Annotated in this window: 24 protein-coding genes; 9 read left to right on the top strand and 15 right to left on the bottom strand. The window is 43.1% G+C overall.

Going from position 1 to position 22,073, the window contains the following annotated elements; genetic code table 11:
* Positions 1-23 precede the first annotated feature (23 nt).
* Together FB6_RS13270 and dnaJ are read left to right on the top strand one after the other, a co-directional pair.
* A complete protein-coding gene (locus FB6_RS13270) occupies positions 24-401 on the top strand; it encodes a hypothetical protein (protein ID WP_174560433.1) in 378 nt (125 codons plus the stop codon).
* Positions 402-507: 106 nt separating this feature from the next.
* Positions 508-1,617 carry a molecular chaperone DnaJ gene (gene dnaJ, locus FB6_RS13265; RefSeq protein ID WP_174560432.1) on the top strand — a complete coding sequence of 370 codons (1,110 nt, stop codon included), beginning with the start codon at positions 508-510 and terminating at the stop codon, positions 1,615-1,617.
* Between the two features lie 63 nt (positions 1,618-1,680).
* On the opposite strand, the gene FB6_RS13260 is transcribed toward dnaJ, so the two are convergent.
* Positions 1,681-1,932, bottom strand: coding sequence for a hypothetical protein (locus FB6_RS13260; protein WP_254592245.1), 252 nt, complete (start codon positions 1,930-1,932; stop codon positions 1,681-1,683).
* A gap of 289 nt (positions 1,933-2,221) precedes the next feature.
* Here FB6_RS13260 and dapB point away from each other — a divergent pair, with 289 nt between their 5' ends.
* The gene (gene dapB, locus FB6_RS13255; RefSeq protein ID WP_174560431.1) at positions 2,222-3,043 is read left to right on the top strand and encodes a 4-hydroxy-tetrahydrodipicolinate reductase; all 822 of its coding nucleotides are present in this window, start codon (positions 2,222-2,224) and stop codon (positions 3,041-3,043) included.
* A 58-nt stretch (positions 3,044-3,101) separates the two neighbouring features.
* Positions 3,102-3,746: an START domain-containing protein gene (locus FB6_RS13250; RefSeq protein ID WP_174560430.1), complete on the top strand. Its 645-nt coding sequence runs from the start codon at positions 3,102-3,104 to the stop codon at positions 3,744-3,746.
* A 48-nt stretch (positions 3,747-3,794) separates the two neighbouring features.
* Here the strand turns inward: FB6_RS13250 and FB6_RS13245 are convergent, their stop codons facing one another.
* Both FB6_RS13245 and dkgB read right to left on the bottom strand, forming a co-directional pair.
* A complete protein-coding gene (locus FB6_RS13245) occupies positions 3,795-4,970 on the bottom strand; it encodes an MFS transporter (RefSeq protein ID WP_174560429.1) in 1,176 nt (391 codons plus the stop codon).
* 3 nt (positions 4,971-4,973) lie between these two features.
* Entirely contained in the window at positions 4,974-5,786 is an 813-nt protein-coding gene (dkgB, locus tag FB6_RS13240) for a 2,5-didehydrogluconate reductase DkgB (protein ID WP_174560455.1), read from the bottom strand.
* 109 nt (positions 5,787-5,895) lie between these two features.
* On the opposite strand from dkgB, the gene FB6_RS13235 reads away from it, so the two are divergent.
* Positions 5,896-6,786, top strand: coding sequence for a LysR family transcriptional regulator (locus tag FB6_RS13235; RefSeq protein WP_174560428.1), 891 nt, complete (start codon positions 5,896-5,898; stop codon positions 6,784-6,786).
* Positions 6,787-6,876: 90 nt separating this feature from the next.
* Here FB6_RS13235 and ahr read toward each other — a convergent pair whose 3' ends face one another.
* The 12 genes from ahr to FB6_RS13175 form a co-directional block, all read right to left on the bottom strand.
* Entirely contained in the window at positions 6,877-7,899 is a 1,023-nt protein-coding gene (gene ahr / locus FB6_RS13230; RefSeq protein WP_174560427.1) for an NADPH-dependent aldehyde reductase Ahr, read from the bottom strand.
* A gap of 31 nt (positions 7,900-7,930) precedes the next feature.
* A complete protein-coding gene (locus tag FB6_RS13225) occupies positions 7,931-8,503 on the bottom strand; it encodes a DNA-3-methyladenine glycosylase I (RefSeq protein WP_174560426.1) in 573 nt (190 codons plus the stop codon).
* A gap of 21 nt (positions 8,504-8,524) precedes the next feature.
* Positions 8,525-8,770: a hypothetical protein gene (locus tag FB6_RS13220; protein ID WP_174560425.1), complete on the bottom strand. Its 246-nt coding sequence runs from the start codon at positions 8,768-8,770 to the stop codon at positions 8,525-8,527.
* 17 nt (positions 8,771-8,787) lie between these two features.
* Positions 8,788-9,330, bottom strand: coding sequence for a M23 family metallopeptidase (locus FB6_RS13215; protein WP_174560424.1), 543 nt, complete (start codon positions 9,328-9,330; stop codon positions 8,788-8,790).
* 61 nt (positions 9,331-9,391) lie between these two features.
* Positions 9,392-10,426, bottom strand: coding sequence for an A/G-specific adenine glycosylase (gene mutY / locus FB6_RS13210; protein ID WP_174560423.1), 1,035 nt, complete (start codon positions 10,424-10,426; stop codon positions 9,392-9,394).
* A gap of 129 nt (positions 10,427-10,555) precedes the next feature.
* On the bottom strand, positions 10,556-10,918 hold the full coding sequence (locus FB6_RS13205; RefSeq protein WP_174560422.1) for an HIT family protein: 363 nt from the start codon (positions 10,916-10,918) through the stop codon (positions 10,556-10,558).
* A 73-nt stretch (positions 10,919-10,991) separates the two neighbouring features.
* Complete coding sequence (locus FB6_RS13200) at positions 10,992-11,732, bottom strand: dienelactone hydrolase family protein (protein WP_174560421.1); 741 nt, start codon at positions 11,730-11,732, stop codon at positions 10,992-10,994.
* 327 nt (positions 11,733-12,059) lie between these two features.
* Positions 12,060-12,761 carry an FKBP-type peptidyl-prolyl cis-trans isomerase gene (locus FB6_RS13195; protein WP_174560420.1) on the bottom strand — a complete coding sequence of 234 codons (702 nt, stop codon included), beginning with the start codon at positions 12,759-12,761 and terminating at the stop codon, positions 12,060-12,062.
* A gap of 50 nt (positions 12,762-12,811) precedes the next feature.
* Positions 12,812-13,516, bottom strand: coding sequence for an FKBP-type peptidyl-prolyl cis-trans isomerase (locus FB6_RS13190; protein WP_174560419.1), 705 nt, complete (start codon positions 13,514-13,516; stop codon positions 12,812-12,814).
* Between the two features lie 319 nt (positions 13,517-13,835).
* Positions 13,836-16,022, bottom strand: coding sequence for a polysaccharide biosynthesis tyrosine autokinase (locus tag FB6_RS13185; RefSeq protein ID WP_438819973.1), 2,187 nt, complete (start codon positions 16,020-16,022; stop codon positions 13,836-13,838).
* Positions 16,023-16,040: 18 nt separating this feature from the next.
* On the bottom strand, positions 16,041-16,469 hold the full coding sequence (locus FB6_RS13180) for a low molecular weight protein-tyrosine-phosphatase (protein WP_174560418.1): 429 nt from the start codon (positions 16,467-16,469) through the stop codon (positions 16,041-16,043).
* Position 16,470: 1 nt separating this feature from the next.
* On the bottom strand, positions 16,471-17,550 hold the full coding sequence (locus FB6_RS13175; protein ID WP_174560453.1) for a polysaccharide biosynthesis/export family protein: 1,080 nt from the start codon (positions 17,548-17,550) through the stop codon (positions 16,471-16,473).
* 404 nt (positions 17,551-17,954) lie between these two features.
* Here FB6_RS13175 and tviB point away from each other — a divergent pair, with 404 nt between their 5' ends.
* Genes tviB through FB6_RS13155 form a run of 4 tightly spaced genes read left to right on the top strand, consistent with a single transcriptional unit; the run spans position 17,955 to position 22,040 of the window.
* Complete coding sequence (gene tviB, locus FB6_RS13170; RefSeq protein WP_174560417.1) at positions 17,955-19,232, top strand: Vi polysaccharide biosynthesis UDP-N-acetylglucosamine C-6 dehydrogenase TviB; 1,278 nt, start codon at positions 17,955-17,957, stop codon at positions 19,230-19,232.
* A gap of 26 nt (positions 19,233-19,258) precedes the next feature.
* The gene (locus FB6_RS13165) at positions 19,259-20,284 is read left to right on the top strand and encodes an NAD-dependent epimerase/dehydratase family protein (RefSeq protein WP_174560416.1); all 1,026 of its coding nucleotides are present in this window, start codon (positions 19,259-19,261) and stop codon (positions 20,282-20,284) included.
* Positions 20,281-21,453, top strand: coding sequence for a lipopolysaccharide biosynthesis protein (locus FB6_RS13160; RefSeq protein WP_174560415.1), 1,173 nt, complete (start codon positions 20,281-20,283; stop codon positions 21,451-21,453). The genes FB6_RS13165 and FB6_RS13160 overlap by 4 nt, the downstream gene beginning before the upstream one ends.
* Positions 21,453-22,040, top strand: coding sequence for an acyltransferase (locus FB6_RS13155; RefSeq protein WP_174560414.1), 588 nt, complete (start codon positions 21,453-21,455; stop codon positions 22,038-22,040). The genes FB6_RS13160 and FB6_RS13155 overlap by 1 nt, the downstream gene beginning before the upstream one ends.
* Positions 22,041-22,073 lie beyond the last annotated feature (33 nt).

Genomic DNA, 22,073 nt, shown 5'->3' with positions numbered 1-22,073 from the left:
TGGTAAATGGGGTTAAAAAGCACATGACGCAAGACAACTTAATTCGACTTCGCCGTTCTATTGCGATTTCCTATGTCTTCATGTTCTTTGCTTTATTTACTGTGATCGGTGGCATATTTGCTTACTGGTTTGCGCGTAGAGTCACACAAGTTGAAGATGTTGAAGTCTGGCTTCAGGCCCAAGCGCTTTGGGTGATGCGTAATATTACGATTTATTTAATTTTGGTTTGCTTTGCTGCACTTTGGTTTATACCGCTGATTTTCTTTTATTGGGATAGCGCACTTTGGGTGACAGGCTGTACGGTCGCCGGTGTGGTGTTTAGCTTGATCGCCTTTCTATTTTTATTAAATGCCTGGCTCAAAGGGATTTCCCGTTTCTTTAAAAATAAAGCCGTTTTCTAATCTGGATAAATTTTTTCCGGTATTGCCCTTGTAAAATTGGTTTTGACCCCCAATTTCACTCCACAGTTAAGTATTAAACAAAATTCCGTGAGGAGCATCGCCAGACATGGCTAAACGTGATTATTATGAGGTTTTGGGTGTCGCTAAAACCGCTAGTGATGATGAAATTAAAAAAGCCTACCGTAAGTTGGCGATGAAATATCATCCAGACCGTAACCCGGATAACCCTGAAGCTGAAGAAAAATTTAAAGAAGCTGCAGAAGCGTATGAAATTTTATCTGACAGCGAAAAGCGCAGCATGTATGACCGTATGGGCCACAATGCGTTTGAGGGTGGCATGGGCGGCGGTGGCTTCGGTGGCGGTTTCAGCGCAGAAGACATTTTTAGTCAGTTTGGTGATATCTTTGGTGGTGCATTTGGCGGTGGTGGCCGTGGCCAGCAACGTGCACGTCGTGGATCAGACCTGCGCTATGTGATGGAACTCACCCTTGAAGAAGCTGTGAAGGGCGTTAAAAAAACTATTACCTTTACTGCTCCTGCACCTTGTGATGCCTGTGATGGTAAAGGCTCTAAAAATCCGAATGATGTGGAAACCTGTAAAACCTGTCATGGTGCTGGCCAAGTGCGTATGCAGCAAGGTTTCTTCTCTGTCCAGCAAACGTGTAGTACCTGTCGTGGACAAGGCAAGATCATCAAGAACCCATGTACCAAATGTCATGGTTCAGGTGTTTCTGACCGTCAACAAACCCTTGAAGTTACCATTCCCGCCGGTGTGGACAATGGCGACCGTGTACGTTTAAGTGGTAAAGGCGAAGCCATTCGTGACGGCCAGTCAGGTGATCTATACGTGGAAGTGGTGGTGCGTGAGCACGAAATCTTCCAGCGTGATGGTGCAGACCTGTATATGGATGTGCCTGTTAGCATTGCCGATGCCGCTTTGGGTAAAGAAATTCAGATTCCAACACTGGATGGCCGTGTCAGTTTAAAAATCCCTGAGGGAACTCAGACCGGCAAACTGTTCCGTTTGCGCGGTAAAGGGGTGAAACCGGTACGTACCAGCATGCAGGGCGATTTGCTTTGCCGTGTCGTGGTCGAAACACCGGTCAACCTGACTGCACGTCAACGTGAGTTGTTGAAAGAATTGCAAGAAACGATGGAAGGTGATGACAACAAATCATCGCCGAAGAAAAAATCGTTCTTTGGTCTGTTTGATTAATTTCGAGCAGTAATCAAAAAAGGGTGATCGTAATATCACCCTTTTTTATCTGCGCTGAATGCATTATTGGGCGATGGGTTGATCAATCGCATCAACATCGACCATTTGTGCTGCGGGTTCCGTGGTCGGTTTTTGCTGCGTTGCTGGCTGATTATTTTCAGTTTGAGCAGGTGTAGAACTATGGGTACGAATATCTATTTTTACCTGAGATAAGCTTTCTAAAGTATCTCCTGCCTGAATTGCAGGCTCTGCCCACGCAGCAGTAGTCACCATTGTTACCATTAAAACAGCGAACGCAATTTTTTTCGAATGCATCTTGATCTCCTTATAATTCATCTTTTTATCATTCGTGATCGCTAGTCTGCGTAGTAATGTTTACAGTGAGATGAAAATCTGCAACTAAAGCATTTATTATTTTAGATTAAAGTTTGCATCGTGGATGGTGCGGACGTGTGACAGGCCTGCCGCATGTATGCTGGGTGAATATTCAGATAAGTAGGTAAAGTTGATAAATTTTGGATGAAATATTTGAGCTTGCAACTTAGTCTTGCTACAGAGTTTTGATATAGTAAGAACAATTTAGAATCAGCATTAGGAATATGTTATGTCAGCAGCTCCACGCATTGGTGTATTAGGTGCAGGCGGTCGTATGGGACGCATCCTTATTCAAGCCGTGAAAGAAGCGGGTTATCAGCTTGCAGCAGCAGTTGAACGCCCTGAAAGCAGCTTGATTGGTGCAGATGCCGGAGAGATCGCGGGTATAGGGGCTGTAGGGGTCAAGGTTGTTGGCAGCTTGCAAGAAGTCTTAAAAGATTGCGATGTGGTGATTGATTTTACTGCACCGGTTGCTACTGCACAGCATTTAAAATTATGCCGTGAAGCTGGTGTGGCCATCGTGATTGGTACCACTGGTATGAATGACGAACAAAAAGCCTATCTTGAAGACACTGCAACTGAAACACCGGTTGTGTATGCAGCCAACTATTCTGTCGGTGTCAACGTTTCGATCAAACTGTTGGAACTTGCTTCTAAAGTGTTTGGTGATACAGTCGATATTGAAGTGATTGAAGCGCATCACCGTCATAAAGTCGATGCTCCATCTGGTACTGCACTGATGATGGGTGAGGCAATTGCGGGCGCTTTGGGTCGTGATCTGAAAGAAGATGCCGTGTATTGCCGTGAAGGGCATACCGGTCCGCGTGAGCGCAAAAGCATTGGTTTTCAGACCATTCGTGGTGGAGACATTGTCGGTGAGCACACAGCAATGTTCATTGCAGATGGCGAACGCGTTGAAATTACTCATAAAGCGACCAATCGTATGAACTTTGCTTCAGGTGCTGTACGTGCTGCTGCTTGGGTGGTGGGACGTGAAGCGCGTAAATATGATATGAAAGATGTACTTGGTTTTAACGAGATTGAAGTATAAAAATCTGTCAAAATCATTTATAACAAAACAACAAAATTAAAATAAGAAGATCAATGGAATGAAAAAAGTGATATTGATGGCGTGTACTGTAGCGATGTTGGCTACAGTACAGGCTAAACCTGTCGATAATGCCAAGCTCAGTATTAATAAAAATAATATTAAAGTCTGGACCTATCAAAATAGTCAAAACCCGGTGTTTTTATACAAAGCGGAAACCACCTACGATATTCCTTTAGAAAAAGCAGTTGGCCTGATTTTAGATGTCGATCATGCGGTGAAATGGGTGCCGTATATGGGCAGTGTCAAGGTACTGTCGCGAGATGACAAAAAAGGCGAATTTTTACTGTATATGGTGCTGGATTTTCCTTTTCCACTGAAAGATCGTGATTTGGTGGTGCAAGGAAAAATGGTGAAAGATGCTCAAGGGATCATCAGTATTAAAAATAAAGCCGTGGATAAAGGCTATGCTAGAAACCCCAATTTTGTGCGCTTAACTCATTATGAAGGCGACTGGACGTTCCAGAAACTGGCCAATAATAAAGTCAAAGTCTCGACCTATGGTTATGCCAATCCTGAAGGCTCTATTCCTTTAACCTTTGTAAATATGTTTGTGCAGCAGCAGCCTTACCAAATGCTGCAAAAGATGAAAGTGGAATTAAATAAACCGACGGCTATTCCTGTTTTGCCCGAAGTATTACGTTAATCCGCAGCATCCAAAGTCCGCATCAGGTGGACTTTGGATTTCATTATTTTATGAACACTGTGCGGCGTTCATTTCCTTCTGGGCTACAAGCTTCATCTGAACTAAAACCAGCACCAAGGCCAGCGCGCTTAATCCTGCTCCCGCAAAGGACACTGCCGTATAGTTGAGTCCCATATTCAGTACACTCGCTCCGGCAATGGCACCCAAGGCATTACCCAGATTAAATGCGCCAATATTTACGGAAGAGGCTAAGCCAGGCGCTTCGTGGGCCACTGACATTACCCGCATTTGCAGTGGTGGAACTACAGCAAAAGCCGCCGCACCCCAAATGATTAAAGCCAATCCCGCACCAATCGCAGTGGTCGCTAACACAGGAAATAGCAGCATCATCAGCATGAGCAGCACTAAAAAGCTGATCAGGGTTTTATCTAGAGACAAATCGGCAAATTTACCGCCCAGATGATTGCCAATGGAAAATCCGACTCCAATCAAGACCAGCATCAGGGTAATCAGCTCGGGAGATGCCTGAGTAAAGCTGTTTAGGCTTGGTGCAATATAGGTATATAAGGCAAACATGGCACCCGCACTCATCACGGTGGTCAGCAAGGCCAAGATCACAGGCAGACGGGTTAAAACGCCCAGTTCCTGTCTGACATTGGGTTTCATGCTGCTTTGCCCTTCGGGTAGCGCTTTCCATAAAGAGAAGATGGTGATGAGACCGAGCAGGGATATCCCCAGAAACGCCATGCGCCATCCAATATGTTGACCCACCCAGGTAGCAAGCGGTACCCCACCAATATTGGCAATGGTCAGCCCCATAAACATCATTGTGACCGCACTGGCCTGTTTGTCTTTCGGCACTACACTGGCTGCCACCACCGATCCAATACCAAAGAAAGCGCCGTGATTTAAACTGGTGATGATACGTGCACCTATCAAGCCTAAATAGCTCGGGGCTAGCGTGGCCAGAAGATTGCCCAGCGTAAAGATCATCATCAGTAAAATTAAAGATTTACGTTTGGAATAGTGACTCAGCCATAGCGTCATCAGCGGCGCACCCAGCATCACCCCCAAGGCATAGGCACTAATCAAGATCCCGGCACGGGGAATGGAAACGCTCAGGTCCTGTGCAATCTCCGGCAGAAAACCCATCGGTGAAAATTCGGTGGTGCCAATCGCAAAGGCGCCAATTGCCAGCGCCAGTAAAGGAAAATTTATTTTCATCGCTTAATCTTCATCCCAAAGTGGGGCCAATGCTTCCGGATTTACCTCACGGCCATTACGTTCCAAATGCCTGATGGCCGCCATTTCCTCTTGAGTGAGCTGAATGTCCTGAGCTGCAAAATTAGCCATCATGTGCTCGCGTTGGGTAGAAGATGGAATCACGGCAAAACCTTGCTGTAAGGCCCACGCCAAGGCAATTTGGGCACTCGATGCCTGATGCTGGGCCGCAATTTCCTGCAGCACAGGATCGTTCAGCACTTTGCCATAAGCCAAGGTCATATAAGAGGTCACATCAATATTTTGTGACTGTAAAAATTCTATCAGACGATGATTTTGCAGATAGGGACTCAGTTCAATTTGATTGGTTGCAATATGCTCGCGCCCAATACATTCAATGGCTTGCTGAGTGAGTTCAATATTGAAGTTGGAAATCCCAATATGTTCAGTTAAGCCTTGCTGTTTAGCCTGTAAAAGTGCCTGCATGACTTCAGCAATAGATACTCCCAGTTTCGGTGCCGGCCAATGAATCAAGGTCAGATTGACCGCATCGGTCCGCAGTTTCTGCAAACTGTCTTTTAAACTCGAAATCAGCTTTTCCGGAGCATAATGTTCAGTCCAGATTTTGGTGGTGATAAACAGATCATTCCGCTGAACGGGACTTTCAGCAATCGCTTGACCCACATCTGCTTCATTGGCATAAATCTGCGCGGTATCGACTGCACGGTAACCGACCTCAAGTGCAGTCGTGACTGAATCAATGAGAGTTTGGCCGGACAGACGAAAGGTGCCCATCCCAAATTTTGGAACAATCATAATGCAATCTGTAAGTTTTGAAGATAAGTGCAATTTTGAAGCTTTTATTGTTGCTAAAAAATACGTTAATTTGCAAAATATTATTGACTAAAAATCAAAAAATGAGTGGCAGATGAAATCAACCATTGAGGAACTCCATGCTTTTGTCAGCATTGTCGATAGTGGCTCTATTGTCATGGCCGCAGAGCGTCTGGGGCAGACCACTTCGGGGGTGAGTCGTGCCTTGCAACGACTGGAAAACAAGCTGCATGTGACCCTGCTGGAACGGACCACGCGTAAACTTAAACTGACCCAGGAAGGGCAACTGTTTCTTGAAAAAGCCCGTAAAATTTTAAATGATTTGTCTGAAGCGGAAGATGCCTTGCTGAAATCGGATAGTGATACTGCCGGTCTGATTCGGGTGGATTCAGCCACACCATTTGTTTTGCATGTGATCGTGCCGCTGATTCAGGAGTTTATCCAGCACTATCCGCATATCGAAATTGAACTGAACAACCATGATCAGGTGATTGATTTACTGGAACATAAAACCGATGTTGCCATCCGCTTTGGTGAACTGCACGATTCCAGCCTGCATGCCCGATTACTGTGTCGCAGCCGTTTATATGTGGTGGCGAATCCTGCTTATTTGCAACAACATGGCACACCGCAATCTCCGGCCGATCTATCTAGCCATACTTTACTGGGCTTTAGCCAGCCGACACATTTAAATACCTGGCCGATTCAGGTCAATAGCGAACAGGTGAGGGTTCAGCCTAAAATCAAGGCCTCAAATGGAGAAACCGTTCGACAGCTGACTTTGGAGGGTATCGGGATCAGCTGTTTATCTCAATTTTTGATTCAGGAGGATGTGCGTTCTGGTCGTCTGGTGGCCTTATTTGAAGACTCTATTCAGCTACAGTATCAACAAATTCATGCGGTCTATTATCGCCAAGAGCATCTGCCGAAACGGGTGCATCTGTTTATCGAGTTTCTGGCGCAGAAGCTAGCAAGTTATTTATAAGGGATTGAATGGATGTAATGTCCGAGTCATCTGCCAAGCCATCCAGTCTTGGCAGATGAGATTCACATTTTAATTAAAATCCAGAAGCAATTAAAAATCAGCTTTTAATACAATGCGATAACGGGCTTGGCCTGAATGCAAATGTTCAATGGCCTCATTGAGCTGTGACATCGGGAAGACTTCAATTTGTGGCGCGATATTTTTACGTGCTGCAAATTTTAATAACTGACGCAGGGCAGCAGGAGAACCTGTGGGAGAGCCCGTCACCGATTTTGCCCCGCCAATCAGCATTCCGGCAGGAATTTGCATCGGTTCAAGTGCCAGACCCAGCATATGGACAGTGCCGTTAGGCGCCAGTGTATTTAAATAGGCAGGCCAGTCCAGAGTCACATTCACGGTACTGAGTAACAAATCGAATTTACTGCGCTGGGCCTTCAGTGCAGTTCCATCACGGCTATTAACCACATGATCTGCACCCATGGCTTTCAGTTCATCGGTTTTGTCTAAATTGGAGGTAAAGGCGGTGATTTCACAGCCCCAGGCTTTGAGCAGTTTAATCGCCATATGACCCAAACCGCCAATGCCAATCACACCCACATGGTGAATTGCTTGAATCTGATGTTTGAGAATCGGGTCAAATACGGTAATACCGCCACAAAGTAGTGGACCAGCGCTTTCAGGATCCAGATCTTCGGGCAGGGGAATCACCCATTGCCAGCCGGCACGGACTTTGTCGGCAAAACCACCGGCATGACCAACAATCGTCGCTTTTTTCTCACCGCTACACATGACTTGCTGACCAGATACACAGGGATCGCAATACTGGCAACTTTCAGCTGTCCAGCCAATCCCGACCCGTTGCCCAACTTGCAAACCTTTGGCTTCTGAACCCAGTTGAGTGATAGTACCGATAATTTCATGCCCAGCCACCACCGGATAAACTGAAGATCTCCAGTCATTATTGATCACTGAAATATCTGAATGGCATAAACCGCAGTATTCGACTTTGACTTCAACTTGATGGGGCAGTAGTTCACCTGCATCAAACTGATAGGCTTCAAGTGCTGCACCGGCTTGCATGGCTGCATAGGCCTGAATGATGTTATCGCTCATGGTAAAATCCTTTTATAATCCAATCGATGAATCAAGATGTTTTAAAATGGCAATGGTTTTCGTGGTCATTGACCATGCCGACGGCTTGCATAAATGCATAACAGGTGGTCGGTCCCACAAATTTAAAACCTTTCTTTTTTAAGGCTTTGGAAAGTGCAATGCTGATGTCAGTTTGGGCAGGTGCTTGGCGGTAATCCGCAACATCATTGTTAAGTGGCTGCTGCTGAACAAAATGCCATAACCAGTTACTGACAGTCAGCTGTTGGGGTTTTAATTCCTGGATTAAATGTTGCCAGGCAATCGCATTATCCCGAATCGCTGTCAGCTTGCCGATATGCCGGATCAGACCTGCATCTTTAAGTTTCTCTTGCAGATCCGCATCACTGAATTGGGCAATCTTGGCAATTGGATATTGGAAAAAATGTTGCCGATAGCTGTCCCGTTTTCTTAGCACGGTAATCCAGGATAAACCGGCTTGCTGACCTTCCAGACACAGCATTTCAAATAAATGCGCTTCATCATGACTGGGAACTCCCCACTCATGGTCATGATAAGCAATATAAAGAGCATCATTTGAGCACCAACCACAGCGTTGAATCGACATATTTGATGCTCCATGGATGGTTTAGAGTTTAAATTCGGTCCATTGATCTTGCTGGTTATCCCAGTAATACAATTCTGCTTGCGGTAAATCACTGAACTGAATCCACATGTCTTTGCCGGTTTTTTCTGCAAAACCGGTACTGATCAAAAGCGCGTCTTCGGTAATTTCCATCACCCAGCCCTGGTAGGTTTGTCCCGCCAAAACAATTTTCTGTTGATTGCCTGATTCAGCAAATTCGACCAAACGGTTGATCAACGCTTCTGACATGAATAGTTCCTAAAAAATTAACGTAAATACGGATAGGGATTGACCACGCCACGACCTTTACCGTCAAGATAAATGCCGTAATGCAAATGGGGAGCGGTATGCCGCGCATTGCCGGTATTGCCGACATAACCAATCAGATCACCCTTTTTGACATAATCTCCAACGCTTAAACCGCGTTTATGCTCATCAAGATGTGCATAGTAATGCCAAGAGCCACCCGGTCCCATAATCCACACCACTTTACCACCCAAATTGTTATTGCGTAAGTCGGCAATTAAGCCTTCGGTTGCACTAAACACTTTTGTTCCACGTGGAGCCATGATGTCAATGCCTTCATGGGTACGACCACTGCTGCGGGATGCTCCCCAAGTATCCTTTAACTGTTTGGCTTTTACATGCTGTACCGGAATAGGCAAGGATGATTTCAGCTGCATACTTTTCAGTTTTTTGACTTGCTCGGCTGGCAGTGGGGTAGTTGAAGGCTTTTGGGGGCTAGAAGTACAGGCAGCAATCCATAAAATGCTAAAACCCAACAATAAGGTCGAAATCAAACGTCGCACTGTGCATCCTTTTTCATTCTAATTAATGTGAAAATTCTTCGAAGTACAGTGCCTGACTATGTCATAGATTCACGGCAGAGATCAATTTTTTCATGGCCGTAGGAATACCCATACTCGTTACTGTTTCTGGGCTGAGCCAACTGCCGCTCAGTTCAATAGCCAGATGTTCTTGCTGATCCGCTTCGACTTCAAAGCAGACGGCTTCCAGTTGCCAGGTAAAATGGGTAAAACTATGCGTGATTTCAGCACGTTGAAGGACTTTTTTGAGTCCTAAAGATTGGCAGAGTGCCGTAAACTCGGTTGGATCTTCAATAATCGGCAAGCACCATAAACCGCCCCATAAGCCGCTATTCGGGCGCTGTTGCCATAACCATTGCTGCTCGGACTGAATCAGCAGAACCTGTGCCGATTTTACTGGAACAGGCTTTTTGGCTTTTTTAAATGGCAGTTCAGTTTCCAGCCCTTGTTGATGGGCTTTGCAATGTGCTTGCATCGGGCAATATAAACATAACGGTTTTTTCGGTGTACAGATGGTTGCCCCCAGATCCATAATCGCCTGAGTGTAGTCATGATTGCGCTCTGTGGGGCAAAGCTGTTCAGCCAGTTGCCACATGGCACGTTCATGCACAGGTTTGGATAGATCATCCTCAATGGCAAAAAAACGCGCCAATACCCGTTTGACATTGCCATCCATAATGACACCATACTGACGCAGACCCAGCGACATCAATGCTCCCGCAGTGGAAGGACCAATCCCGGGCAGTTCCATCCATGCTTCACGTGTAGCGGGAAAATGCGCTTGACGGGCCACGATGCCTGCTGCTTTATGCAAGTTGCGTGCACGTGCATAGTAACCCAGTCCAGCCCAATAGGGAGCGACATCATCCCAACTGGCGTGGCCTAAATCTTTTACAGTCGGAAAGCGCTGAATAAAACGCTCGAAATATTGCAGCACTGTTTTGACCTGGGTCTGCTGTAACATGATTTCAGAGACCCAGACCTTGTAAGGATCATCTGCCACTTGCCAAGGCAAATCATGACGACCATGCACGTCAAACCAGGAAAGAAGGGCGGTGGCAAAAGAAAACTGTGACATGTGAACCGGGTATGAGGGATAGATGAATAGTATAACGAAAATTGGCGTGACACTGTGCTTGTCACCCGACATAAAAAATGATGCCGAAGCATCATTTTTTTATTTTGGATGAGCGTTTAAAACGATATTTTATTTACTGCTCATGCCCCAGCGTTCATCCAGTTGCAAGGCTTGACCTTCATAGCGCGGAATAATATGAATGTGCAAATGTTCCGAAGCTTCACCAAAGACCGTACCATCATTGAATCCAATATGAAAACCCGCAGGATGGTGGCGTAATTGCAGCTCGTTACGGGCCAGCTCGAGTAAGGACATCAAACTTTTACGCTCATTTTCGGTAATATCAAAAAAAGAGCTGACATGACGTAGAGGAACGATGACGGAATGACCTTTCGATAAAGCATGTGGTTCAGGCAAAATCACACCGAAATCATTTTTATCAATGATGTCATATTCATCAAAGTTGCAATAGGCACAATTTTTTTCAGTCATTATCGAATCCTCTTTTTAAAATACCCAGATCACTGGATGGGTAAAGATAGCGAAACTATCTTTACCTGCATTATTATTCACCAAGTCGATTTTTTAATAATTCGTACATGGCAGATAAGCCTTGTTGTTCTGCAGCAGCATTATAGCCCAGATCAACACCATTGGCTTTGGCGCGCTCATCGGCAAGCGGGTTGCTAAAGCCATGTTTTGCACCTTCAAAAACAATTACTTGATGCTCAACTTGGGCAGCATGCATTTCCTCTTTAAAGCGTGCCACATCGTCCAGGCTGACCATGCTGTCAAGTTCACCATGCAACACTAAAATTTCTGCCTTGACCTGTCCGGGTTGTGCAGGGGCTTTGGGAGTCAAGTTGGCATGGAAAGTCACCACAGCTTGTAGATTTGCACCAGAACGTGCCAGATCAAGCACCACTTTGCCACCATAACAGAAGCCTATTGCTGCCAGTTTATCTGCATTTACTTCTTCTTGCGCAGCTAATGTGCTTAAACCTGCAGACGCACGAGTCACAATTGTTTCAGGATCTTCAAAGGTTTGCATCATCCATGCACTGGCTTGAGGCACGGCAGTGGTGACTTTTTTATCACCATACATATCAATGGCTAAGGCCGCATAACCATGTTCAGCCAGTTCTCGTGCACGCTGCTCAGTATATTCATTTCGTCCCCACCATTCGGGTGAAACGATCACCCCCGCGACTGGTTTTGCTGATTCAGGTGCTGCAAAGTATCCAATTAAATGTGTTCCATCTGCTGCAGTGTACTGAATTTCGCGAGTTTTAATGGTGAAAGCCATGAATTCAATCCTTGTAATGAGTATGTAAAAGTTTTGATTAAATTAATTTCTTAATTGATTGTACAAGATTGGGAGAATTTTGATGGCATACAATTATCAATAAATTGAAACATGCTTTTAATGATGGCTGATCTTAACTAAATATTTAATACATATGATTTTAGTGGTATTGAAGCTTTAAAAAAGTGAAAAATAGTGAGATGGAATTGAAATAATGGCTGGAGAATGTCAGCTTGGAATTAAACACAGATTGAAGCATTTTTAAAGTATAGTGAGTAGGACTCAGGTCATAGAATCACGCTACTCGCTATTTTCAAAACTCATTTATTATTTAGAGGGTTGAGGTGAAACTTCAAGCAATTCAACGTCAAAAATTAAAGTGCTATTGGGTTCGATGACATCACCGGAACCAATTTGGCCATAGCCCAGTTGTGCTGGAATGAAGAAACGGTATTTTGCTCCTTCTTTCATCAGTTGCAAGCCTTCAGTCCAGCCTTGAATCACTTGGCTGACCTGAAATTCAGCAGGCTGATTTCGGGCAATCGAACTATCAAATACAGTACCATCTATGAGTCGGCCTTCATAATTGACTTTAACTGTAGAATTGGCCTTAGGTGATTTCCCCGTGCCTGGTTTCAAAATTTGATATTGCAAGCCAGATTTGGTGACTTGAATACCTTCTTTTTTTGCATTGGCTGCTAGAAATTCCGCGCCAATTTTGGCATTGGCTTCGGCTTTTTGTTTGAGTTCAATCAGTTGTTTGGCTTCACTCTGCTTTTTATGCAGGGTCAGGACACGTGCCATTTCTTCATCAGTTAATGCTGATTTGCCGCCTTCACTGGCTGTTTTCAAACCCAGCATGAAAGCATCCAGATCTAAATCTTTAATTGATTCAGCATTGCTGCGCCCCATTAAATAACCAAAGCTGTAACCAACCTGTTCTTTTTGACTACTGGTATTGGTCACGGTTTTTGTAAAACCTGTTGTGCTAAAGATACATAAACAAAGTAATGTTATAGATGTTTTCATTCTGATATCTCAAGATAAATAAGGAGAGCAAGCGCTCTCCTCTGAGTTTGTTATTTTACTTTGATCAGTTCCACATCAAAAATTAGGGTGCTATTAGCAGGAATCATGCCTGGAACGCCTTGTTCGCCATAGCCCAATTGCGATGGGATATACAGCGTTGCTTTACCACCTTCTTTCATTAACTGAAGACCTTCAGTCCAACCCGGAATAACTTGATTTAATGGAAACTCAATCGGTTGACCACGTTCAATGGAACTGTCAAACACTTTACCATCAACCAGCTGGCCTTTGTAATGTACAGTGACTACAGAATTGGCAGTAGGTTGTTTACCTGTACCTTCTTTGGTGATTTTGTACTGTAAACCGGAAGCTGTGGTTTTTACACCAGGTTTTTTGGCATTTTCAGTCAAGAATGAATCGCTAGCAGTTTGCACTTGCTGAGCTTGCTGAACTTGCTTTTGCTGCATTTCCTTCTGGAATTGCTGGTAAGCCTGTTGTAACTCTTGTTCAGTATAAGCGGGTTTGTTACGAGCATGGCCTTCGCGTACACCTGTAACAAAACTGTTAATATCAAGTTCAGGTGGTGTTTGATGTGCAACTTCATAGCCAAGTGCATAACTGATTTTTTCCACAGCAGAGGCATTTTTTGATGCTTTTGATGTCACAGTAGCAGGGTTTTGAGTTGCATAATAAACAGGTACAAGAGCAGCACCGCCTAAAATAATAGCGACAGCGATGGGTAAGGCTTTACTCATAGGTTTTCCCAAATTCATTTTATATTAAAAAAGTTGCATTAATTTTAGCAGACTTTTCTATCCAACACCTTTTGTGTATGTCGTATTGGTAGAAATCCAATATATTCTTATCAACACCAATATTCTATAACAGTCTGAATATATAAAACATTTCTCATACAATAAAATATTTATTTTATTTAGAAAATGAAATGTTCAGTTTTAAAAACTGTAGACTGAGCGTTTCATGGCGGCAGTTAAATAACACCAAAAACAAAAGCCAGCGCTGGGCGCTGGCTTTTGAGTATAAGTTTAATCAGTAGATCTCAACTCATTTTACTTAATCATGATCTTTGGATGCTTTATAGCCATAAGCATAGTTGTAGCCATAACCATAACCCGCGCTACCACGCTGGATATCATTTAAAATGAAGCCATTCACCTTGACATCAACTTGTTCGAATCGGTTAATGGTCAATTCGAGTTCTTTCATTTGTGATTTAGCATAACGTGCAATGACCAGATTCACGCCAGCATATTGTGAAATGATAATACCATCTGTCACAGCTAATACTGGTGGGGTATCAATAATAATATGGTCATATAGCGGTGAAATTTTATCTAGAAGTTCAACAAATTTTGCAGAACTGAGTAGCTCGGATGGATTTGCCGGACTTTTACCCCGTGTAATCACATCTAATTGAGGCACTTCTGTGGATTTGACAATACTTTCGAGTGCTTGTAGGCCATTTAAATATTCAGCCAGACCTGATTGATTATCCTGATTAAAGTATTTATGCAAATAACCACGACGCATATCACCATCAATAATTAGCACCCGTTTATTGCTTTGTGCCAAAATTGTTGCCAGGTTGGTCGAAATAAATGATTTACCCACTTCAGGAGCAGGGCCAGAAATCATGATGATATTGTTTTTGGCTTTACTTAATGCAAAATGAATTGCAGTACGCATGCTGCGTAAACTTTCAATGGCAATATCATCACCATTTTTAATGGCTAAAATAGGAATATGCTTTTTCTTCTTCAGCAGTTTAATACGGCTTTCCTGAATCGGTGAACGAGGAACTGTTGCATAAACCGGCAGATCCAATTCATTTTCAATCTGCTCGGAATCTTTAATTCCTGAGCGCATCATGTTACGTAGTAATGCTAACAGGGTACCGAGGAAGCCACCGACAAAAATAGATAAAATCAGAACAATCAGTTTCTTCGGTTTAATCGGTTCAATTGGCAATACTGCGGTATCGACAACTCGGACATTACCAATTTCACCCGCTTTGGCAATACGGAGTTGTTGGTACGAGTTAAGTAAAGCAGTATACAGTTGTTGCTTAACCTCAACTTCACGATAGAGCTGTAAGTAACGGCGTTGTAAATCAGGTAATTGTTTGAGGGTGTTATTCAACTCAGCAATTTTTGTGTTAATTGCTCCCAGTTGTGCGCTCATTTGCTGCATCACCGGATGTTCATTGGTGTATTTGGCTGCGGCTTCTGCCAGTTTTTGTTCCAATTCAGCTTTCGATGTTTCAAGTTGAATGCTTTGGGTCAAATACAGTTCTGATTCTTTGGTGACATCAACGGTATTATATTGTTGACGGAATTTGTTGAATTCTCGTTCAGCAACGTCCAGTTGTTGTTTTAATTCTGGTAATTGTTCTTCAAGGAATTTCAGCGTTTGGGCAGTTTCGGCAGAACGACGCTCAATGTTCTGATGGCTATATGCGACCAAAATAGCGTTAAGGACTTGGGTAATATGTTCTTTATCTTGACCTTGATAATTTAAACCTAAAATACCGGTCAGTTTGCCTTTTTCAGCTACAGAATAATTGTCCGTAATTGATAGCATAGCCGCTGGTAACGACATTTTTTGAATTTGATAGCTGTCTTTTAGTTGGTCACGGGTATAAATGGCGACTTTCCAGATTCCAGATGCAGTAGAAAGCTGACTTTCTTGGTTAATTGGTGCAGTCAAAACAACTTGACGTGTTTTTGCATCTGTTAAGCTAAATTTATTGGCTTCAAAATTCAGCAATAGCTCTTTGTCGAGGTAGTCGACAGGAACATCAAATTTTCGTACATCAAAAGATTGAGTATCGTCTTTAAAAAGGACTGATTTGTGTTGGTATTGAGTTTGATATTCATGTGGATTTAACAAGCGATCAAAAAAGCTATTTTCTGTGCCAGAAATGCTTAAATCCAGATTCAAGTTTTTGATGACAGAGCCTAGGACTAAACGGGACTTTAGCAGTTCAATTTCAGTCTGAGCAGGTTGTTTCTGCTCAATCATGTCTGACAAATCACCCAATAATGCAGCAGAAGCACCTTTGCTTTCTTCCACTTGTACTAAAGCATCTACTGAATAGGTGTCAGGTGTTGTTCTAAGATAAAGTAATGCACACACCAAACTTAAAATGATACAGAGTGCAATGAGTTTCCACTGAGCAATCAGGGAAAAGAAGAGTTCTTTTAAATCAATGGTGTCTTCAGTATTGGTATTTTGGCTCATAATCTTGCTATCAAAAAGTTAAATATGTTGTGTCCAGTCGCTAATACAATCTTGGATTAACTGACAGGTTTCATCAAAGATCAACTGATCATGCTGGAAAGGGTCGGGAACATTTTTACCCTGCCAATGCCCCAAGCGGAAAGTTTTGCCCTTTGCAAAGGGCCAGGTTTGCTCGATATGCTTTTGCTGGTTTTGACTCATGACCAAAACCAAGTCCGCCTTTTTGATCTGGCTTGCATTCAGTTTTTTGGCAACATGTGCACTCATATCAATACCCAAACGCTGCATGCAAAGATGAGCCTTTTGATCCGCTGCATGACCGGTTAAACCGGAAATACCAGCTGATTCAATATGAAGATTCGGGTATTGCTGTTTTAGGAAATATTCTGCCATAGGGCTACGGCAGATATTACCCACGCAAACGACAAGAATACTTTGAATATTCATATTAGTTGCCTAAATTGTTGGCGGTATTCACTAGGCTAGAGAATGGAACCATTTGGTTAACAATACGTTGCCAGCGTGCCAAGCCTGAAGCATCAATATATACAATATCATTGCTGTGCATTTTGAACTTATTGGCTAAACCGAAATCAGCAATACTGGTGAGATCCAATTGATATACTTCTGTAGAAGTATCAACGGCATTGCTACGCACTACATAAATTTTGCTGCGACTTGCAGAGTTTGGATTTAAACCCAAACTTTCCCCCAATACATCACTTAAACTCATGCCTTGATCACGCATTGGAATAGACTGGTTTTTGCCAGATTCACCCATCACATAAATTTTTTGATTTTCACGTGAATTGACATACAAAGTGTCATTCGGCTGAATCAGCAAGTTATGTAGCGACAGTCCGGCTTTTTCCAGCTCGATACTATTGAGTTTATAGGTACGACCTTGTCTGACCAGGGTAATGGAGGTGTTATCTCCTTGTTGAGCATTTACCCCGCCTGCCATACCTAATGCAGTATAGACACTGACAGGTTGATCACTCAGCGCAAATTGACCGCCTTTCATCACATTACCTTGTACTGAATAACGTTGTCCCTGATAAGACAGGACGCGAGCAATGACATCCGGCGTTTTTAAATAACGAGAAAGTTGGCTACGCAATTCCTGATTAACTTGTGTTAATGATTTTCCTGCAGCTTTGTATCGGCCAATCATAGGAAATTGAATATAACCACCTTGGTCAATTTGATAACCATTGGCCTGAATACCTTGTTCGTTATTAATGTTATTTGTAGGCGGAGTAATTTCAGGATAGGCCCATAGATAAATAGAAAGAATATCTCCAGGACTTAATTTGTAATTTTTATGTGAGCTATTAAATAAATGTGCGTAATCCTGACGAATATTGATTTCGGCTGGTTGTACTGCAAATAAGGATTCCTGGGTGAGTTTGACTACATTGACCTGAGTGCCCAAATCAGTTTGATAAACCCCTTCGCTTGGTAAGTCATAAGTTTGAAGACCTGATGTAATGGCACAACCAGTCATTCCTAAACTAAGTACAAACATAATGCTATAACGGTAGTAACTCACTCGAAATCCTGTTTATAAAAATAATTTGAAATTAAAATAGAGGCACAATTAGCCGGAAATATATAATTTTAACACGATTATTTTATATTATTAATCTCTTGTTACATAGCATAATATGTTATTGAATCGTAAGATGTTTAATATATCAAGGAAATCAAGGTCTTCTTGTGGTTAAATAGAAGAATTATGAGAAATTTAAAATTACTGTAACTGCGCATATTCTCAAGTATCATTTTAAGATCGAGCTAAATTGCCCCTTTGAATGGTCAGGCATATAAAGACAATATTTTACAATTAAAATCACTGAAATTTCTGCTATATTATAATGCTATTTACAACGTCACGATGAGTCAAAATTCATCGATCGCATAGGCTTCTATATGTTACAACTCTCTGAACTGAAAATAGCAATTATTGGGCTAGGTTATGTAGGTTTACCCTTAGCTGTAGAGTTTGGAAAACAAGTCCCTGTTGTTGGTTTTGATATCCATCAAAAACGCATTGATGAATTAAAAAGCGGTCAAGATCATACCTTAGAGGTATCACCTGAAGAATTAAAACAAGCGAACCAATTAGCTTATACTGCAAATCTAGAAGACTTAAAAGACTGTAACTTCTTTATTGTTACCGTACCAACGCCAATTGACCAATATAAACAACCGGATTTAACCCCGTTGGTGAAAGCCTCGAACAGTATTGGTAAGGTGTTGAAAAAAGGCGATATCGTCGTTTATGAATCTACGGTTTATCCGGGAGCAACAGAAGAAGTCTGTATTCCTGAACTGGAAAAAGTCTCAAACTTGAAATTCAATCAAGACTTCTATGCTGGTTATAGTCCAGAGCGCATTAACCCGGGTGATAAACTGCACCGCGTGACCAATATTCTCAAAATCACTTCAGGCTCAACCCCTGAAGTGGCTGACTTTGTCGATCAAGTCTATAACCTGATTATTCAGGCAGGCACACATAAAGCGGCCAGCATTAAAGTGGCGGAAGCCGCTAAAGTGATTGAAAATACCCAGCGTGATGTCAATATTGCCCTGATTAATGAACTTGCCTTAATTTTCAACAAGATGGGTATTGATACTGAAGCCGTACTTCAGGCGGCAGGAACCAAATGGAACTTCCTGCCTTTCCGTCCAGGTCTGGTCGGCGGTCATTGTATCGGTGTCGATCCTTACTATTTGACTCATAAAGCACAAGCGATTGGTTATAACCCGGAAATTATTTTAGCTGGTCGCCGTCTGAATGATGGCATGGGCGCTTATGTGGTGACTCAGCTGGTGAAAGGAATGCTGAAAAAACGCATTCAGGTTGAAGATGCCAAAGTGCTGATTTTAGGCCTAAGTTTTAAAGAAAACTGTCCTGATATCCGTAACACCCGCATCATCGATATCGTCAATGAACTGAAAGAATATCACGTGAATGTGGATGTTTATGATCCATGGGTGAGTGCCGAAGAAGCTGAACATGAATATGGTATTCGTCCGGTGTCGACTTTAACAGACAACAGTTATGACGCAGTCATTCTGGCAGTTGCACATGAGCAGTTTAAAGCGATGGGCGTAGAGAAAATTCGTACCTTGGGTAAAGCACAACATGTTTTATATGATTTAAAATATGTGCTTGCGCAGTCTGAATCTGATCTTCGTTTGTAATTTAAAAAGTGTTAGGAAGCATAGCCATGAGTCAATATCACCTCGTTTGTGAACAGTTAAAACAAGCACCGAAAACGTGGTTGGTCACGGGCGTAGCCGGTTTTATTGGCTCTAATCTGTTAGAAACGCTGTTGAAACTCGATCAGACCGTGGTTGGTCTGGATAATTTTGCCACAGGTCATCAACATAATTTGGATGCCGTGCAACAGGCAGTATCATCTGAGCAATGGGCGAAATTCACTTTCCATGAAGGCGATATTCGTAAACTGGAAGATTGCCAAAAAGCCTGTATCGGTGTGGATTATGTGCTGCATGAAGCAGCGCTGGGCTCTGTGCCTCGTTCAATTGCTGACCCGATTACCACCAATGACACCAACATCAGCGGTTTCCTGAATATGTTGACGGCTGCACGCGATGCCAAAGTGTCCAGCTTTACCTATGCCGCCAGCAGTTCCACTTATGGTGACCATCCGGCATTGCCTAAAGTAGAAGAAAATATTGGCAATCCTTTGTCGCCTTATGCGGTGACCAAGTATGTCAATGAGCTGTATGCCGATGTCTTTGCCCGTTGTTATGCCTTTAAAGCCATTGGCCTACGCTACTTTAATGTCTTTGGGCAGCGTCAAGATCCTGAAGGGGCATATGCTGCAGTGATCCCGAAATGGACCGCAGCCATGATTGCAGGCGATGATGTCTTTATTAATGGTGATGGTGAAACCAGCCGCGATTTCTGCTTTATTGAAAATACTGTGCAAGCCAACATTTTGGCAGCGACCACGCAAGACGATGAAGCAAAAAATCAGGTCTATAACGTTGCCGTGGGTGACCGTACCACCTTGAATGATTTGTACCGTGCCATTCAAAATGCACTTGCGGAAAATGACGTGAACTATGTGAAAGATGCGGTCTATCGTGACTTCCGTGCCGGAGATGTGCGACATTCACAAGCCAGTATTGCCAAAATTGAAAACGCCTTGGGTTATGCACCTGAATTTCGAATTGATGCCGGTATTCAGCTGGCTATGCGTTGGTACGTTAAAAATCTGACATGATTGCGCGTATTTTTGCCAAATATCAATCTATTGGCTTAATCACGTCGAGTTTATTAGTAGGTGCGATAATTACATTTATCGCACTTCCTTTTTTAACGCGTCTCTATTCGGTTCAAGATTTTGGTGAATACGGCATTGCCTTGGCCGTTGTCAGTGTTTTATCCACCATTGCCAATTTACGTCTCGATCAAGCCTTATTGGTCGCGGAAGAGCAGGACAAGAAAAGTCTGATCTTTGAAGGAACCATGTTCTCTGCAGGTATTGTCGCGGTCAGTGCCATCATTTTAAGTTTTATTTTTGATGCTGCTGTGGTCGCTGCAATTTGCAGTGGCGTGTTGGCCAATACTTTGATTCAAAGTGTCTATAACTACAAGTTTGCTGCACATGCCGAATATTTTTGTGCCGCATTAAATATTTTCCGTAGCCTGATTGTGGTGGTGGTACAGCTGGGCTTGCCCTTCTTGATGAGTATTAGTCTGGTCAACAGTTATAACGTCAGCTCGGTGCTGATGCTGCTGTTTGTATTGCTGTATATTGTGAAAAATCAGCTCTATCAGGTCAGCTGGCAAGCGTTTAAGCATTATAAAGATTTTATTTATTCCAATACCCCGCATGCCTTGCTGAACAGTTTTTCGCATAACTTGCCATATTATGTGGTGTCGCATTTTGTCGGTGTTCAGGCGATGGGCTTCTACGCCATTGTGGAACGGACATTGCGGGTGCCGATCAATTTAATGTCGCAAACCATTCGCCAGTTCTTTATCCGCAAATTTAAAAATGTCGAACAGAGTCAGGAAGCCCTGAAAAGCAGTATGCTGCTCAGTGTGCTGTCTTTGCCCCTATTTGCCGTGTTCTTTGTGTTGCCGGAATCCTTGTATCTCTGGGTATTTGGCAAAGAGTGGGTAGGCATCTCGACCTATTTCCAGATTTTGGCCTTGGGCTATTGGGCGATTTTCTGTAATCCGCCCAGTTCGGCCTTTTTGATTGCGCAGCGCCATAGCCACATTCTGTTTAGATTGCAGGTGATTGAGTTATTGATTAAATTTATTTTATTTTTCGGCTTATATGTATTGCTGGAAAATAAAATCTATATGCTACTGGCCGTCCCGGTTGCGCTGATTTTCTATAACTTTGCCATTTTATTTTCTGTGTGGAGTAGCAAAAAGTGATGTTTTTTAAAGTTTTAAAACTCATGAACTGGTTCACCGCGCAATGCCGTAAAGCCCTATATAATCAGGCTTTTAGCACGAATTTTAAATACTTTGGTAAAGGTAGTACGCTTGAAATTGCCGGGCAGGTGAAGATTGGAAAAAACGTCTATATTGGCGATCACGTCAGCCTGATTGTGGAAGCGGGCGCATCGCTTACTATTGCCGATAACAGTTTTATTGGTGAAAGTTGTTATATCAAATGTTTTGGCGGTGACATTGCCATTGGTCGTGAAGTCAGTATCAATTCCAAGTCGTTTATCAATGGCTGTGGTGGGGTCAGTATTGGCGATAACACCCGTATTGGCACGCAAAGTATCATCATTGCCAGTAACCATAAATTTGATGACCCGGATACCTTGGTGAAAGATCAGATTTCCAAGCAGGGGGTCAGCCTGGGTGAAAATATCTGGCTGGGTGCCCGGGTAACGGTACTGGATGGCGTGCATATTCCGGATAACAGTGTAATCGGTGCCTGTAGTTTGGTTTCCAAGACACTGAATGAATCTGGGGTGTATGTAGGTGTGCCTGCCCGAAAAATCAAATAAGCCTGTCAGTGCAATCATATGCCTCATACCAAT

The sequence above is a fragment of the Acinetobacter bouvetii genome (assembly GCF_902753875.1).
GTDB lineage: Bacteria > Pseudomonadota > Gammaproteobacteria > Pseudomonadales > Moraxellaceae > Acinetobacter > Acinetobacter bouvetii_A.
The sequence above is the reverse complement of the archived record's forward strand: the minus strand, read 5'-3'. Positions and strand labels throughout refer to the sequence as shown.

Coding starts and splice junctions, on each gene's coding strand:
- FB6_RS13270 (WP_174560433.1), top strand. CDS start 24: ATGACGCAAGACAACTTAATTCGACTTCGCCGTTCTATTGCGATTTCC.
- dnaJ (WP_174560432.1), top strand. CDS start 508: ATGGCTAAACGTGATTATTATGAGGTTTTGGGTGTCGCTAAAACCGCT.
- FB6_RS13260 (WP_254592245.1), bottom strand. CDS start 1,932: ATGCATTCGAAAAAAATTGCGTTCGCTGTTTTAATGGTAACAATGGTG.
- dapB (WP_174560431.1), top strand. CDS start 2,222: ATGTCAGCAGCTCCACGCATTGGTGTATTAGGTGCAGGCGGTCGTATG.
- FB6_RS13250 (WP_174560430.1), top strand. CDS start 3,102: ATGAAAAAAGTGATATTGATGGCGTGTACTGTAGCGATGTTGGCTACA.
- FB6_RS13245 (WP_174560429.1), bottom strand. CDS start 4,970: ATGAAAATAAATTTTCCTTTACTGGCGCTGGCAATTGGCGCCTTTGCG.
- FB6_RS13235 (WP_174560428.1), top strand. CDS start 5,896: ATGAAATCAACCATTGAGGAACTCCATGCTTTTGTCAGCATTGTCGAT.
- ahr (WP_174560427.1), bottom strand. CDS start 7,899: ATGAGCGATAACATCATTCAGGCCTATGCAGCCATGCAAGCCGGTGCA.
- FB6_RS13225 (WP_174560426.1), bottom strand. CDS start 8,503: ATGTCGATTCAACGCTGTGGTTGGTGCTCAAATGATGCTCTTTATATT.
- FB6_RS13220 (WP_174560425.1), bottom strand. CDS start 8,770: ATGTCAGAAGCGTTGATCAACCGTTTGGTCGAATTTGCTGAATCAGGC.
- mutY (WP_174560423.1), bottom strand. CDS start 10,426: ATGTCACAGTTTTCTTTTGCCACCGCCCTTCTTTCCTGGTTTGACGTG.
- FB6_RS13205 (WP_174560422.1), bottom strand. CDS start 10,918: ATGACTGAAAAAAATTGTGCCTATTGCAACTTTGATGAATATGACATC.
- FB6_RS13200 (WP_174560421.1), bottom strand. CDS start 11,732: ATGGCTTTCACCATTAAAACTCGCGAAATTCAGTACACTGCAGCAGAT.
- FB6_RS13195 (WP_174560420.1), bottom strand. CDS start 12,761: ATGAAAACATCTATAACATTACTTTGTTTATGTATCTTTAGCACAACA.
- FB6_RS13190 (WP_174560419.1), bottom strand. CDS start 13,516: ATGAGTAAAGCCTTACCCATCGCTGTCGCTATTATTTTAGGCGGTGCT.
- FB6_RS13185 (WP_438819973.1), bottom strand. CDS start 16,022: ATGAGCCAAAATACCAATACTGAAGACACCATTGATTTAAAAGAACTC.
- FB6_RS13180 (WP_174560418.1), bottom strand. CDS start 16,469: ATGAATATTCAAAGTATTCTTGTCGTTTGCGTGGGTAATATCTGCCGT.
- FB6_RS13175 (WP_174560453.1), bottom strand. CDS start 17,550: ATGTTTGTACTTAGTTTAGGAATGACTGGTTGTGCCATTACATCAGGT.
- tviB (WP_174560417.1), top strand. CDS start 17,955: ATGTTACAACTCTCTGAACTGAAAATAGCAATTATTGGGCTAGGTTAT.
- FB6_RS13165 (WP_174560416.1), top strand. CDS start 19,259: ATGAGTCAATATCACCTCGTTTGTGAACAGTTAAAACAAGCACCGAAA.
- FB6_RS13160 (WP_174560415.1), top strand. CDS start 20,281: ATGATTGCGCGTATTTTTGCCAAATATCAATCTATTGGCTTAATCACG.
- FB6_RS13155 (WP_174560414.1), top strand. CDS start 21,453: ATGTTTTTTAAAGTTTTAAAACTCATGAACTGGTTCACCGCGCAATGC.